The organism is Paenibacillus sp. NPDC058367 (genome assembly GCF_042723305.1).
GTDB lineage: Bacteria > Bacillota > Bacilli > Paenibacillales > Paenibacillaceae > Paenibacillus_AQ.
Genome location: NZ_JBHXIZ010000005.1, coordinates 280,250 through 295,915, shown reverse-complemented (window position 1 = coordinate 295,915; position 15,666 = coordinate 280,250). Strand labels below are relative to the sequence as shown.

Below are 15,666 nucleotides of genomic sequence, written 5' to 3'. Positions count from 1 at the left end.
CTCCATTCTATAATCATACTAACGGTTCAAAATTGAACTCGTGTTATAATCCGGTGTAGAACATATTACTCCCTTATTTCTCGCTTGGCAAGACAAAAATCACTTAAAATTGAAATTGTATTAAGTGGAAATATACGCTAGTCTATATTGGAACAAAGAGTTCAGCTTAAAGGGGCACCTCAGATGATAAATAAACGAAAAGAGCAAGTGGTTCATAAAGCGCATGAATTATTTATTGAAAAAGGCTACCACGCCACATCCATTCAGGATATTTTGAATCATAGCCGGATCTCCAAAGGATCTTTTTATAACTATTTCCCTTCAAAAGGGGATCTCTTTAAGGCTGTATTTACGTCCATTCACGATCGACTTGAAGAAGGGCGAAATTCCCTGCTCATAGGTCAAGATCCTTCTGACATTAAGATATTTGCCGAGCAGATTCAGCTGGTCATGAAAATCAATAAGAAAAATAAATTGTTACAGCTCGTAGAAGATGCCTTGGTCTCCAATGACCCAGACTTAATAACGTTTATCAAAAAAACAAAGTTCAACCTCCTTACCTGGGTACATGAACGTTTCCTTCATATTTTCCCTGAGGATAAGAAACCCTATTTACTGGACGGAGCCATCATTTTTACAGGAATTCTACAAAATATGCTACAAATCAACAGTGCTATGAATGAAGTCATCACCTCAAAGCAGATCATTGATTATTGCACTACGCTTATCCAAACCATTGTTGAAGAAGTAAGTCAAATGGGCATTCAACTCATCTCACCAGAGCATGTGGGCAAATTATTACCCGCAGCGGAATACAGTGATTTTTTCAATAATGATTTATCCTTTGCGACCATCAGCTTAAAAAAAGTAATAGAGAGATCATTTACAACTGGTGATGCGAACCTCACTAATTATCTAAAGCTGTTATACTTTATCCAGGAAGAAATCATGAACAACAAGGAACCGAGACAGTTCTTAATCGAAAGTGCTCTGCTATCCTTAAGAACATGTCCTAATCTAAATGAAGCCAAAGAGTTTAAGCATTATCAGGATGTATTATCTAAAATGCTGTAAAGCTAACTAAAAGTGTGGTGAAGCATTTGTTCAAGCTATTATTAATCGAAGACGATTCAACGCTGTTTAATGAGATCAAGGAGCGACTTACCCAGTGGTCTTATGATGTGTATGGCATTCAAGATTTCAGCAATGTCACGCAGGAATTTATAGAGATCAAACCTGATTTAGTCATCATCGACATCCAATTACCTAAATTTGATGGGTTTCATTGGTGCCGAATGATTCGTTCCCACTCTAACCTTCCGATTATCTTCTTATCATCCCGGGATCATCCTACGGATATGGTAATGTCGATGCAACTTGGAGCCGATGACTATATTCAAAAGCCCTTCCATTTCGATGTACTCATTGCCAAAGTACAAGCGATTCTTCGGCGCGTCTACAATTACAACACGGATAACCTTGAGCTCAAGACATGGTGTGGAGCAACCGTGGATTATGAGAGAAATGTATTGACGCATGATATGGGATCGATTGAGCTTACGAAAAACGAGATCTTTATATTGAAATTGCTTATTGAGAAAAAAAATAAAATCGTCACCCGCGAGGAATTAATCAATAGCTTGTGGGATGATAAACGTTTTATAAGTGACAACACCCTTACCGTCAACGTAAACCGGCTGCGAAAAAAGCTGGATGAGATAGGCTTAGGTAGTTTCATTGAAACGAAAGTAGGACAAGGGTATATGGCCATCGAAGAGGAAGCACTATGATTAAAAAGTATCTCTTGGAAAGAAGTAGCTGGATCCTACTAGTCCTCTTTACCAATCTTTTTATACTTTTTGTCACCTATATGGATTCATCAATCCCATTCTCTTCAGTTCTCTATCTGGTCTCCTTGTCGATGCTTTTTTTTGTGATGTTCTTAATCCTTCGCTATCCCAGAGAAACCAGGTTCTATAAAAGCTTGGTTGAGCGAGATGATGATCTGGATGTAACGAGTATCGCCACCCCCGAAAGCCCGTTTGAGCATATTATTGAAGAGAGTATTATCAATCAAGCTAAATGGTTAAAACAGGCTGCCTCGAACAATCAAATGACGTTAGAACAGGAAAAAGATGAACTATTATCGTGGATTCATGAAGTGAAGACCCCTCTGACAGCGATGCATTTAATGATTGAGCGAATCGAAGATGATGTAATGAGGAAACATCTGACCTATGAATGGCTGCGCATACATCTTCTGCTGGATCAACAGCTACATCAAAGGCGAATTCCCTTTATCGAAAATGATCTGTATATAGAACATATCGATTTAGAAACGCTTATATTCGGGGAGATTAAGACGTTGCAATCCTGGTGTATTCAGAAGGGGATCGGCTTTGAGCTGAACTTGGAAGTAGCTGAAGTGCTTAGTGATGCCAAATGGCTGGCTTTTATTATCCGACAACTACTAACCAACGCCGTAAAATATAGTGAGGCTTCAGATATTGCAGTGAGTAGCTATCAGCAAGCTGAGCATATCGTTCTTAAGGTGAAGGATGGCGGGCGCGGGATAGATCCCAAGGATCTGCCTCGGATATTTGATAGAGGATTTACTTCCACCACCGTGCATCGCGACAATGCCGCCACAGGTATGGGATTATATTTAGCCAAAAAAGCGGCGCAATCCTTGTTGATCGTCATCGGAGTTGAGTCGAGGCTCGGATCAGGAACGACGTTCACTTTAACCTTTCCGCTTAAAAATGAATTTGTGAAGCTCTCAAGCGTGTGACAACAATGTCACATGCTTTTTTATTTTGTTCGGGCAATCGAAGGATAAGAACGACAAAGCCTTTTATAATAAAGCTATACAAAAAGAACGAGTATAAAAAGGGAGTGAATCATTATGGTAATTCTTGAAGCCACTAAAATTCATAAAAGCTACGGAAATAAATTAAACAAACAATCCGTGTTGAGTGGACTGGATATTTCTATAGAAGAAGGCGAATTTGTTGGGATCATGGGCTCTTCCGGTTCAGGAAAGACCACCCTACTTAACGTTCTCTCGTCAATTGATCAGATCAGCAACGGATCGATTACCATTGAGGGTACTGAAATTTCTAATATGAAAGAAAAGCAATTAGCTGAATTTCGGAAAAATCATTTAGGATTTATTTTTCAAGAATACAATCTCTTAGATACGCTGACGGTGAAGGAGAACATCCTGTTACCTCTATCCATTACCAACACCCCTAAGAAAATTGCCAATGAGAAATTCGAAAACGTCGCGAGGGAGCTGGGGATTTTAGAGTTGAAAAATAAGTACCCGAATGAAATCTCTGGGGGTCAAAAACAACGCACCTCTGCAGCTAGAGCCTTCATTCATGATCCAAGCATTATTTTTGCTGACGAACCTACAGGAGCCTTGGACTCTAAATCTGCTTCTGATTTGTTAAACAAGCTGAGTGAACTAAATCAAAGACGAAAAGCAACGATCGTTATGGTTACACATGATCCAGTGGCAGCTAGCTATTGCAGTAGAGTTATTTTTATAAAGGATGGTACGATCTATACGCAATTAAATAAAGGAGAACAATCAAGACAAGTCTTCTTTAATGACATCATAAAAACACAAGGTGTACTGGGTGGTGTGCAGAATGAGCATTAATGTACTGATGCTTCGAAATCTGCGAAAAAACATCAGAAATTACTATCTGTATGTATTTGCTCTCGTTTTTAGCGTGGCCTTATATTTCGCCTTTGTTACGTTGCAATACGATCCCTCGATGGATGCGGTAGAAGGCTCGATCAAAGGTGGCGCAGCAATCAAGGCTGCCTCGGTCTTACTGGTCGCGATTGTATCCATTTTCCTGTTATATGCAAACACTATCTTCATCAAACGCCGGGGAAAAGAAATTGGCCTGTTCCAGTTAATCGGGATGACCAAAGGTAAAATATTTCGAATTCTTTCAGCAGAGAACTTCATTTTATATTTCGGCTCTTTAGTTTTAGGGATCGCCGTAGGCTTTTCTGTTTCAAAGTTAATTCTCATGATTCTTTTTAAAATAATGGGGATCGATGCGATAGCATCCCTTCGTTTTTCTACCCCTGCCCTGGTTCAAACGCTGATCGTATTCTTTGTAATCTATCTTTTGATCATGCTGATGAATTATGGATTTATTAAAAGACAAAGCATTCTATCCTTATTCCGGGTGACCTCAACCACAGAAGGCAACGTGAAAAAGCTGTCCGTCTTTGAAATGATTATTGGGATCGTTGGGATTGGATTGATTCTGCTTGGCTATTCGATTTCATCTCGATTATTTAGTGGAGACTTAACATCAATGACTGAGCTATCTATATCCATGATCACTATTCTGGCTTCAGTTATCATCGGGACTTATCTTTTTTATAAAGGCTCGGTAAGCTTTATCTTTCATCTCATTCGTAAAAAGAAAAACGGGTATCTGAATATTAAAGAGGTGTTGTCTCTCTCCTCCATTATGTTCCGAATGAAATCAAATGCCGTACTGTTAACCATCATTACAACGGTATCAGCTCTGGCGCTGGGTTTATTATCCTTGAGTTATATTTCTTTCTACTCTGCTGAGAAAAGTGCGAAGCTCTATGTTCCGTCAGATTTTATTCTTACGGATATCCAGGATGCTAAACAATTTAAAAAGGCATTAACGACTGAAAATTTGCTGTTTACGGAAAAAATAACCGAAGTCATTCAAGTGGATGTAAATATAGAGAAGATTCTGGCAGAAAACTCCAAGGCGCTCGGTATGATGTCGAATAATATGACTCTTCCCGTCATCAGTGAAAATTCGCTGGAGGGCATTGATCTATCCTCTGATGAGGCCTATTTTACGAAGACAAGTAGTGCAATGGAGAATCTGATTTCTATGAAGGACCAGGGTGGCATTGAATTCAAGGGACAACATGAAGTCATTCCGCAGTTTTATAAAAGAATTGATATGGAAGCCCCCGTTTTATACAATTTCACAGGTGGTGGCTTACCCCTTGCTATTGTAGACGACACGACCTTTGAACGCTTAAAGAAGGATCTAGATCCAGCCCTTCAAAGAAAGTCCTCTCTTAATATCGGCATCGATATGAAAGAACGGGCAAGCGTTGAGCAGGCTAATGAGCTTTTTCAGAGCATGAAATTTAAAAAAGACAGCAAATACGACTCTCAACTGGAGACGAAGAACAATCAAAAGCAAACTATGGGACTTATCATGTTTATCGTGGCCTTTCTGGGGCTAACCTTCCTGATTACCTCTGGATGCATTCTTTACTTTAAACAAATGGATGAAAGTGAGAATGAAAAGCCCAACTACACGATCCTCAGAAAGCTTGGTTTCACGCAAGGGGATCTGCTTAGAGGGATTCAGGCGAAACAATTATTTAATTTTGGGATTCCATTAGTCATTGGATTGCTTCACAGTTACTTCGCCGTAAAATCAGGATGGTTCTTCTTCGGTACAGAGCTCATGACACCGATGATTCTGGTGATGCTGCTATACACCGCTTTGTATTCGATTTTTGCAGTGCTATCCGTGTTCTATTATAAAAAGGTAATTAAAGAGTCACTTTAAAAAAAGAGGGGTTCCACAAGCCAGCATGGCTTAGGAACCCCTTGTTGTTATCATACCTCTATCTCCTATCTTCATATTCAATTCTAGTTAACCCGTAGAAGACTATATCCTCGAATTTATCCCATTTTAAAATATGCCGTTTAAATTCCCCTTCAAATCTCATTCCAGCTTTTTTCATAACGTTAGAGGAGGCAGGATTTCTAGTCATTGCCGCTGCCCATATTTTATTTAATGCGAGGTCTTCAAATCCAAAATCAATTAATCGCTTAGCTGCTTCAGTCGCATAGCCATCTCCCCAAAAAGATCTTCCTACCCAATAAGCAAGCTCACCTCTTTGATGCGATTTGTCTATATTTAGACTCATACAGCCTATTAAGGTATTACTCTCTTTACTAATTAAAGCAAAAGGAAATCCTTCCCCTTCGTCTGCGCTTTTCCTACAGGCACCAATCCAAGATTCAGCCGCTCCATCAGGGTATGGATGAGGAATAGACAGCGTTGTTCTAGCTACTTCTATATCCCCAGCAAGCTCTTGAACTTTACTTGCATCTGTGGATTGAAACGGTCTTAGTATTAACCTTTGTGTTTCAAATGTAGGTTGCATAGAAAGTACCTCTCACTATTGGATTTTCAATAGATTATATTACAATTGTTGGATATTGCAATACATATATCAGCTATTCACAATCCCCAATACGAAACCATCATATCCTTTACTTCCCACTGTCTGAATGGCAGTAGCCGAAATCTTAGGCTCTTCAGCCAACAGATCATAAAATTCCCGTACGCCTACTACACGAGGATCTTTGCTATTCTTGTTAATGATCTCGCCTTCACGAATCACATTATCGCCTATAATCACCGTACCGGGCCGGGAAAATTGAAGCGCCCACTGTAAATAGTTAGGGTTGTTGGGTTTATCGGCATCAATGAATATAAAGTCAAAGGGTTCCACACCCTCTTGTTTCATCTGAGACAATTGCCCCAAAGCATCGCCTATACGAAGTTCTATCAGATCATCTACCTGAGCAAGCGCGAAATTGGCCCCAGCCACCTGAGCATGCGATGGATCTAGCTCCAAGGTAACGATATGTCCGTCAGACGGGAGCGCCCTTGCCATCCAAATTGTACTGTACCCACCCAAAGTGCCAATCTCCAGAATCCGGCGTGCACCTTTCATTTGAACCAATAGGTTAAGGAATTTGCCCTGACTAGGTGAGACATCAAAGGGCGGCAGCCCTGCCTGTTGATTAGCGGACAACACTTCCTCCAGCACGGAGTCCTGCGGAATTAAGCGCTCTGTAATGTACTGATCGACTTTATCCCATGTAGTCGTTTGATTCATATTTATCACTTCTCCTTTGGTTTTAATTACTTTACTGAAAAGAACACTCCAACCCACAATTAGGGATCGTTCGTACCTACGAGGAGTGTTTGGACTTCCGGCCGCTGTTGTCTTCAGATTTCTTTAATTTACTAATTGATAGTGGGTGAAATCCAAAGACAAAGGCGGTCGCTAACGCTCCTACAGTTCCAAACCTCCTCTTCGTTACTCCTTTCCCTAACTAAAGATTTAAGTCCAAAATATAAGTTCATATTCAACTTCAAGTTCATATTCAACTTCAACTTCAACTTTATACCTGTATTGTAAATCAGTTATAATCATAAATATAATATATCTTTAAAACTAAACTATATATTAAATATATGAATTAAACGATAGCAGATAGGAGCTTAACCATGAATCTACACGCCTTGCGCTTATTCCATGTAATCGCATCGACAGGAAGTGTGACACGCGCCTCCGAAACTTTAAATATCAGTCAGCCTGCGATTACGGCTCAGATCAAGAAATTCGAAAAGGAAATATCCTTCACCCTATTTAAGCCTCAAGGTAGAGGAATTGCTTTAACGGATGCAGGTGAAGAGCTTGCCCTACTCGCGAAAAGACTGTTCGCCGTTGAACAGCAGATCGAACAATTTGCTCAAGATTACGTAAACGGCACGAATGGAAGTATTCGTCTAGCCGCGACGTATTTGCCCGCTCATTTCCTTATCCCTACCTGGATCGCAAAGTTCAAGCAACAATATGAGCAAGTGGAAATGGTGATTACTACCACCAATTCAAGCGATGCCCTGAAGCAGCTGTTAAATGTAGACGTGGATATGGCGATTTACGGAGGGATTACCGAGGCCTATCCAGATACGATCCGGACAGAAGAGTTATTTCAGGATGAGTTATGGTTTGTGGTCGCACCCCATCACCCCTATGCACATCAGCGAATTTCTTTATCCGAAATGATGAAGGAGCCCTTTGTCATGCGTGAGGAAGGGAGTTCGACGAGAGAGAGATTATTATCGTTATGCCGTACATATAATACGCCAGCTCCCACGATCTCTTTGCAGTTTAATGGACTTCATGAAGCGATCCAAGCCGTTATCGCCGGGTATGGCGCTAACTTCGTCTCTTCACTCGTTGTTCGCGAATATGTTGAACGTGGAGAGTTATGCCGAGTTTATGTTGAAGGCATACATCTGAAGAACAGCATTGCGATCTGTACGCGAAAAAATGAACCGTTATCCGCCTCGGCGGCAAACCTTATTCAAATGATTCGCCAAAATCCTTATACGATGTAGCATTAATGTTTAGGGAGGCTTATCGGAATCGAGGCAGGAAGGAAGCATCCTGGAGCCTACTTTTCGCTGCATACCTCTCGCTGGATTAGTGAAAACCTGCAATAGTGCAGCTTTTTGTACAGGCATCCTCATCATGCAGACCAAAAACTGCAAATGTACAGGAAATATCCTCACAAACGGCTTGAAAGCTTCTTCTAGCGCAAAAATAACCGCAGATTCGCAGGAATAAGTGCTTCAGCTCTTCAAGTATTATAAAAAGATGTACTTTTGCAGGTTTATCCACCGATATAGTTACTAATTAGTCAATCATCACATTTTGAGCAACACTGTGATGATTATGTCCTCGAGCCATCCTATATTTACGTAAAAAAGACTGCTCTTTAGGCTGACTATATCCAGCCCGGAGAGCAGTCCTTGTAAGTACCGGCTTTATTGGAACGCCTTACGCTTGCTTCTTCTCCGTTAAATAGTACAAGAAGGCCAAGATCGGCAGCGCCAGACCAATCAAGCTGGTCAGACTCCAGCCTCCGTACGCATATGCCCAGCCGCCTAGTGAAGAGCCAACGGCTCCGCCTACAAAAAATATCGCCATAAATAATCCGTTTAAACGTCCTCTCGCCTCGTTGCCAAGGGAATAAATTGCCCTTTGTCCAAGCACCAGATTACCCGATACCCCCATATCCAGCATAATAGCTGCTGCAACCAGCAATCCGAGCGTCACTCTTGAATCATTCTGAAACAAGTAAGCAAGAAGAAAAGCCACAGCTGCCAGCACAAACGCAAGTCCGGTCAACGGCCGGGTCCAGCCCCGGTCAGCCAATCTCCCAGCGATGGGAGAAGCGATAGCCCCAGCCACTCCGGCCAGCGCAAACAAGGCAATGCCTTGCTGACTTAAATGATACGTATCGGCCAGATGCAAAGAGACCGTCGTCCAGAACAGGCTGAAAGCTCCAAACAGGCTAGCCTGATAAATCGCCCGGCGGCGTAACACTGGCGTACTCTTCAGTAAAGTACCTAGAGAACGGATCAATCCGCCATAATTCATTGTAGGCACAGGTTGGCGCTGCGGCAGCACACGGGACAATAGAAGTGTTAATAAGGTAATCACTACGGCGGATATGGCATAAATCGCATGCCAACCCCACAATCCAGAGACAAAGCTGGCCAGTGGCCGGGCGAACATAATACCGAGCAGCAGCCCACTCATTACATTACCGACCACCCGGCCGCGCTGCTCTTCAGCAGCCAGAAAAGACGCATACGGCACAAGAATCTGGGCAGCTACGGAACCGAGACCAATGAACAGGGATGCTCCCAAAAAGATCGCTGCATTCGGAGCTAGTGTGGCTGCTACCAGTGATACCACCACCACAGCCAGCGACACCACTGTCAGGCGGCGATTCTCAATAATATCGCTAAGCGGTACTACGAACAAAAGTCCAAGAACGTATCCTACCTGGGTCAAAGTTACAATCAGACCCGCTGCCCCAGAAGAAAGCTGCGTAGCTTGGGCGATCTGTCCGATCAGGGTTTGGGCGTAATACAGATTGGCCACAATTAGTCCGCAGGAGGCCGCTAAAAGAAATGTAATCCATCCAGGGATCGTCTTTCCTTCCGCATGCTCCATCGCTGAATTCACTGGACTTCCTGAACTTACAGGATTCATTCGTCTTCCTTGATTCATAAGATCTCCACCCTTCGATTATAAATACTGAACGTACCGTTCATTAATTAATTTAAATATATACTGAACGTTCAGTTTTGTAAATAGGCGATTGGCTACTTCACATAACCTTTTGTATAATGAACGTATAGTTTCTTTTTAGATCGCAAGTTAAATAAAGGATAGATTAATCGGGAGGGATCTCTGATGGATAAAAAAAGAGGACGGCCGCGCAATAGCGAAGCCGAGGCTTCTATTCTGGCAGCATCGTATGATCTATTGCTGGAGACCGGATTTGGGGCGGTGACCGTAGAGAAAATTGCCGAACGGGCTAAGGTAAGCAAAGCGACCATTTATAAATGGTGGCCCAACAAAGCAGCTGTGGTCATGGACGGCTACCTCTCTGCAGCATCCGCAAGATTGCCAGTGCCGGACACCGGTTCGGTCATGGACGATATTATGATGCATGCCACAAACCTGGCTAATTTTCTTCGCAGCCGAGAAGGAAAGATCATTACCGAGTTGATCGGCGAAGGTCAATTTGATGCCGGCCTTGCTGAGGCCTATCGTGCGAGGTTTTTCGCTCCCCGCCGCCAAGAGGCACGACAGTTGTTGGAGCGTGGAGTGACCCGGGGCCAATTAAAAGCGGATCTGGATATTGGGATCACGATTGATCTGCTCTATGGACCGATATTTTATCGGCTTTTGATCACAGGGGATGAGCTAGACGAAGCTTTTGTGAAATATATGATCACCTCTGCCTTTGAGGGCATCAAAGCATAAACGCCTTTGGCGCGTGAAACTTATACTTTTATATATTTTAAAAAGCCATCCTTTGCAGGATGGCCTATCACTTATATTTACACAGTTCGATCCAAATTAACTTCAAACGTGTCTCCAGTTACATAATCCATATACCTCGTATTCCCATCGTAATCCAAATAAGCTTGATAGCGGGTACGAATAGCCGGTTGTGTAATCCAATCAAGCACTTTCTCTTTTGCCACCCACATCACTTCAGAGGTTTCCTCCGAGGTACATAATTCCCCACCCACGGGCTTGCAGATAAAATCAAACATGACCTTAGTAGGAACATCGGTTACACCGTCATACCATTTATGAATGCCTGTATTGGAATACACACCAATCAATAGAGATACCGTGACATCTATTCCACTTTCCTCTTTAATCTCTCGAATTAATGCATCCACCAGGTTCTCTCCGACCTCTACTTGTCCACCAGGAAATACCCATCCACCATCATGCGTCTTTACTAAAAGGACATCTCCTTGTTCATTTTCTGCGAATCCACCTGCCGCTACAATATGTGTTGGCCAAGCCATAGACTGCACCTCTTTTTAAAAGAGGTTAACAATTTAATCAGCATTTGTAAACGATATTTTTCTATTCCATAACGCTTTAAAAGCTTCGCAATGCTCTATTAAATCATCAAACTTTCCTTCACCCACGACCGAGCCTTGGTCCACTACCAGTATCTTATCAACGTCTTTTATAAAATTTAGTCGGTGGGCAACAATAACGATGGTTTTATCCTTAAATTCCTGTAAAATCGTCTCCATGAGACTTTGCTCCGTGATATTATCAAGTGCAGAAACAGGTTCATCTAGAATTAGAATGTTTCTTTTCTGAGCAATGATTCTGGCAAAAGCTAATCGCTGTCTCTCCCCGCCTGATAATTTAACCCCTTTTTCACCTACCAAAGTATCTAAACGATCCGGTAATTGGCTTACCTTTTCCTGCAGATGAACCTTTTCCAAAATCTCATACAACTCTTCATCGGACAAGGAATGCTCATCAAATATAATATTGTCCCTAATCGTAGCGTCAAAAATCGGCGTGTCTTGTGATAAGTAAGAGATATGATCATAGTAGCTATCCAGATGGATCTCATCGATATCCTTACCATCCAATAAGAGTTCACCTTTGTCCTTTTTTAATAAGCCTACGATTAACTTAATCAGAGTTGATTTCCCGCCCCCACTTAATCCGACAATAGCAACGGACGTTCCTCGCCCAACGGAAAAACTCAGGTTGTTCAGAATTCCCACATTACCATAGTTAAAAGATACATCCCTAAATTCAATATTACCGTGGATCTCAGTGATAACTTCTCCTCGTTCTAGATTCTTATCTTCTGGGGCATGAATAAACTCTTCAAATCTCTTGTAGGTCACTCTATTCAGTCTGTAATCTACAAAGAGGACATTGAAGATAGCAATCGGCGAATAAATCTTATCAATAAACATAAACAAAGCGACCACAACACCAAGTGACGTCTCACCTGCGACAATGCTTTTCACACCGTAAATTAAAACAACGACTTTAATAATCGTGACAAACAACTCGAATATCGCGAAAAAAGCTTCATGGATCATTTGTAACTGAGCATTTTTTTGAATGATAGTGCGTGCAGTCTGGCTTAATTTATCGATCTCTTTCTCATATCTTTTGTTCGTTCGGAAGACGACTAATTCCATAAATCCACGGATAGAGAATCTGGACATCTTTTCTTGTTCCTGTAGAATGGCCGCCTTCCTCGCATACAGAAATTTCAACAGCAGATTCGTTATCAAAAAGACGACCACATAGCCAGCAGCAATCACTACCATGATCCTTAAATCATAGAAACTGATAAAGATAAGACTGAACAGAAGAGTGGGCAATAACTCATGTAATGTTTTGAGGAAAAAGGAGAAAATCATGCTGTTTCCAGCCGCTGCTCCATTCTCGATCACTTTAATCATCTGACCTGTGCCCATATCCTGATAGGCTTGATAGTCGATTTTGGATATTTTAGATAGTGCAAGTATCTTTAACCTCTCCGTTATACTGTTCGATAAATACACACTAGGGTATTCATCCACATAATTTAGGATCACCACCCCAGCCAGCAAAAGGCCGTACACCAAGATTAAATTAAATAGCTCACCAAAGCTGTTGATCACCGTGACCTTGTCTAATATTTTTTGAAACACTACAATGCCTAAACTACTCAGCAGTTGAATAGTAAAACCCAATAAAATATAACCGCATATCCACCATTTCAGGTGAGCTAGACTCTTTTTCAACATATCGTTAATCCCCTATCTTTTAATTGAATGCAAAAAAGCCAGGCAACCCCACCATCCAACTGTAAAAAACCATCCACAATTAAACGGTTCTCAAAGTTAAATAGGTTAAGTGCCTGGCTCTATACAAAAAGCTGCCTATGGCACCGTTCAAAGCTCTAGTTAATGTAATCAAAAGGGTAGACTCCCCCCTTGATAGCTGGTACGCGTTTGACCCAGCCCGATAACTAGTTACTTCGAACGATACGGAAAGACATCCATTTCACCCCAATTAAAAGAATTGTTCCTATTATAATTCTCTAATCCATATATTTCAAGAATTACGTTTGACGATACGTAGACCTGCCACTTGGCCCACCTTATGTCCTTCATGTGAAGCGAACTTGATCGTAACCGCTGATTTGCTCCTCGTGATCGTCTGCGGAAGCTCGTAACGAATGGTCTCCAGCTTGTTCATCTCTTCAGACTCAAGGACGCCTAGCCCAAGTTGTTCCCCATCTGCCGTAATATCGAAAGCCACCGAAGTATCGTTGGACTTCAAATACGTTACCACCAGATCCACTTGCTCCTCTGGCAAGACTTCCATCGTGAAGGAAAACCAGCCATTGATCCAGCTATCGCGATACTTGCGGTTGTAGATTTTGCCTAAGCCTACATACTCTCCTTCGAAGTTATGGTCACGTTCAGGTTGCATTTCAGCAGGTTGTACCGAATCGACGGTTAGCTGTTCAAGCAGCAAGTTATTCTCCACGGCTTCGCGATATTCAACTTCTATCAGCTTCCATTCCTCCGGCGTAAACAAATCCCAATACACAGAATAACGATGATCATGCATAGGGTAGAATGGACGAAGCTCATGGTCTCCTGCATATCCTAAACCTTTCATCCGGAACACATTTTTGCTAACGTTAGATTGAATCAGGCTGTCCGTTAGCGTCTCGCGATCTCCGATTAATACAGAAGCAAGGGCGCGATCACTGCCTAGCTCAGCATTTATAGGTCCAAAATCACCTGCAAGCACAAGCGGTCCATAGAGGAATGCAATTCGGTTTGGATTATCCGGCATGGACTCGATTCTTACCGACATCGGAATATCATATTCGACAACGTCTCCATCCTGCCATACTCTATCCAAAGCTAGGTAGCTGGATTTGCCCACATTCACTTGAATGTCTTCACCATTTACTTTAACGCTCATGCCTTGCTCTGCCCAGTAAGGGTATCTTAGCTTCAATGTGAATTTAGTTGGTTTCTCCGTGCTGATACATAAGGTGCCTTGTCCCTCCTCAGGGAACTTGGTCTCTTGCTTCAAACTAATACCTTGCTCTTTCCAAGTCACTGTTGAAGGTACGTACTGATTGACATATAGCTCATCTTCACTATGGAAGTATATTGCCGATCCGTACATAGAATGGCTTTCCATACCTGATCCTACACAGCATGTAAAGCTCTCAAACTGGGAGTTGAACGACTTATGCCCACCCATTTCGAGGGATACAAAGTAACACACACGTCCATCTACCGGCTCCTGTGAAGCAAGGATATGGTTATACATCGCACGTTCGTAGTAATCTGCATATGCGGCATAACCATCCCACTGGAACATATGCTTGGTCAGCTTCAGCATGTTGTAGGTGTTACACGTCTCACATGACCCCTCTCCCAATCGGTCGTTCAGCTTATCCGGTTCGCCAAAATGCTCATTATAGCTGTTGCCGCCAATCACGTAAGAATGATGATTCACAACCCGATCCCAGAAGAAGCGAGAGATACCTGCATAATGCTCCTGTCCCGTTACCTCATACTGTCTTGCCGCTCCAATAATCTTCGGAATCTGAGTATTGGCGTGTCTTCCTGCTAATGTGTCTTTTTCTTCGGCAAGATCATTAAGGACTTCTCCATGGTAAAAGCTTTCGGCTAAGGTGAGGAAACGGTCATCGCCAGAATCCTCTGCCAAATCTGTGAGGACTTCATTCATGCCGCCGAATTCACAACGCAGTACCTCTTGGATCTGATCTTTATTCAGTCGTGCAAAAATATCTTCAAGCCACAGCCCAAGCTTCGTTTCAATAACGAGCGCCTTCTGATTTCCGGCCAATCGATAAGCATCACGAAGACCCGCAAACAGCTTATGCATCGTGTACAGCGGTACCCAGCCACCGTTGAGGTCAAAGCCCTGTGAGCGAATGTCGCCTACCTTCACTTCCTCAAAGAGCTCTTTGCCACGAGGAATCCCGGAAATGAAGCCATTACCATGCGCATCCTGACAATCCTCCAATTCGTCTACTACATAATTCACGCGGGTGAGCAGCTCTCCATTCCCTGTCGAGGCATACATTAACGCACATCCAGAGATATAATGGCCTAGCGTATGGCCGCTAATGCCTTGAGATTCCCAGCCTTCATAGTGAGCAGCCTTAGGCTCTAAGCCAGCATATTGGCGAAAACGCGACAGAAGCCGATCTGCCTCAAGCTTGAGTAAATAATCCGTATTTAACTCCATCGCATGGAGAAGTGGACCTGAATCAATGCGTACATTCTGCAAATCAAAAGCTTGCGTCTTCAATGAAATCGCTCCCTCGCAATCTTGTCAGGGTGATATGACAAGTGTATATTTGTATCCATAAGATAACATCGGAACCTTGATTTGTCGGTAGATCAGCCATACAAATGG

Annotated in this window: 13 protein-coding genes; 7 read left to right on the top strand and 6 right to left on the bottom strand. The window is 42.4% G+C overall.

The features are described 5' to 3' along the window. The first annotated feature begins 183 nt into the window (after positions 1-183). From ACFWMP_RS24615 to ACFWMP_RS24595, 5 genes are all read left to right on the top strand, one after another. Positions 184-1,074, top strand: coding sequence for a TetR/AcrR family transcriptional regulator (locus tag ACFWMP_RS24615; protein ID WP_256716355.1), 891 nt, complete (start codon positions 184-186; stop codon positions 1,072-1,074). A 26-nt stretch (positions 1,075-1,100) separates the two neighbouring features. Beyond that, positions 1,101-1,790, top strand: a complete 690-nt coding sequence (locus ACFWMP_RS24610; RefSeq protein WP_042193184.1) for a response regulator transcription factor — start codon at positions 1,101-1,103, stop codon at positions 1,788-1,790. Further along, a complete protein-coding gene (locus tag ACFWMP_RS24605) occupies positions 1,787-2,791 on the top strand; it encodes a sensor histidine kinase (protein ID WP_339244465.1) in 1,005 nt (334 codons plus the stop codon). The genes ACFWMP_RS24610 and ACFWMP_RS24605 overlap by 4 nt, the downstream gene beginning before the upstream one ends. Before the next feature lie 114 nt (positions 2,792-2,905). After that, entirely contained in the window at positions 2,906-3,667 is a 762-nt protein-coding gene (locus tag ACFWMP_RS24600; protein WP_149646232.1) for an ABC transporter ATP-binding protein, read from the top strand. Next, positions 3,657-5,603 (top strand): FtsX-like permease family protein, encoded by a 1,947-nt coding sequence (locus ACFWMP_RS24595; protein WP_379424920.1) that lies wholly within the window; start codon positions 3,657-3,659, stop codon positions 5,601-5,603. The genes ACFWMP_RS24600 and ACFWMP_RS24595 overlap by 11 nt, the downstream gene beginning before the upstream one ends. A 58-nt stretch (positions 5,604-5,661) precedes the next feature. On the opposite strand, the gene ACFWMP_RS24590 is transcribed toward ACFWMP_RS24595, so the two are convergent. Together ACFWMP_RS24590 and ACFWMP_RS24585 are read right to left on the bottom strand one after the other, a co-directional pair. Then, positions 5,662-6,207 (bottom strand): GNAT family N-acetyltransferase, encoded by a 546-nt coding sequence (locus tag ACFWMP_RS24590; RefSeq protein ID WP_339244462.1) that lies wholly within the window; start codon positions 6,205-6,207, stop codon positions 5,662-5,664. A 69-nt stretch (positions 6,208-6,276) separates the two neighbouring features. Beyond that, positions 6,277-6,948 (bottom strand): O-methyltransferase, encoded by a 672-nt coding sequence (locus ACFWMP_RS24585; protein WP_076285158.1) that lies wholly within the window; start codon positions 6,946-6,948, stop codon positions 6,277-6,279. A gap of 395 nt (positions 6,949-7,343) precedes the next feature. Here ACFWMP_RS24585 and ACFWMP_RS24580 point away from each other — a divergent pair, with 395 nt between their 5' ends. Further along, entirely contained in the window at positions 7,344-8,240 is an 897-nt protein-coding gene (locus tag ACFWMP_RS24580; RefSeq protein ID WP_379424919.1) for a LysR family transcriptional regulator, read from the top strand. Positions 8,241-8,682: 442 nt separating this feature from the next. Here ACFWMP_RS24580 and ACFWMP_RS24575 read toward each other — a convergent pair whose 3' ends face one another. Then, a complete protein-coding gene (locus ACFWMP_RS24575) occupies positions 8,683-9,867 on the bottom strand; it encodes an MFS transporter (protein WP_379424974.1) in 1,185 nt (394 codons plus the stop codon). A 243-nt stretch (positions 9,868-10,110) separates the two neighbouring features. Here ACFWMP_RS24575 and ACFWMP_RS24570 point away from each other — a divergent pair, with 243 nt between their 5' ends. After that, complete coding sequence (locus ACFWMP_RS24570) at positions 10,111-10,686, top strand: TetR/AcrR family transcriptional regulator (protein WP_339244459.1); 576 nt, start codon at positions 10,111-10,113, stop codon at positions 10,684-10,686. Positions 10,687-10,763: 77 nt separating this feature from the next. On the opposite strand, the gene ACFWMP_RS24565 is transcribed toward ACFWMP_RS24570, so the two are convergent. The 3 genes from ACFWMP_RS24565 to ACFWMP_RS24555 all read right to left on the bottom strand — a co-directional run bounded on the left by ACFWMP_RS24565 (position 10,764) and on the right by ACFWMP_RS24555 (position 15,558). Next, the gene (locus tag ACFWMP_RS24565) at positions 10,764-11,246 is read right to left on the bottom strand and encodes an NUDIX hydrolase (RefSeq protein ID WP_379424918.1); all 483 of its coding nucleotides are present in this window, start codon (positions 11,244-11,246) and stop codon (positions 10,764-10,766) included. A gap of 33 nt (positions 11,247-11,279) precedes the next feature. Further along, complete coding sequence (locus ACFWMP_RS24560) at positions 11,280-12,995, bottom strand: ABC transporter ATP-binding protein (protein ID WP_379424917.1); 1,716 nt, start codon at positions 12,993-12,995, stop codon at positions 11,280-11,282. A 310-nt stretch (positions 12,996-13,305) separates the two neighbouring features. After that, positions 13,306-15,558 (bottom strand): beta-L-arabinofuranosidase domain-containing protein, encoded by a 2,253-nt coding sequence (locus ACFWMP_RS24555; protein WP_379424916.1) that lies wholly within the window; start codon positions 15,556-15,558, stop codon positions 13,306-13,308. Positions 15,559-15,666 lie beyond the last annotated feature (108 nt).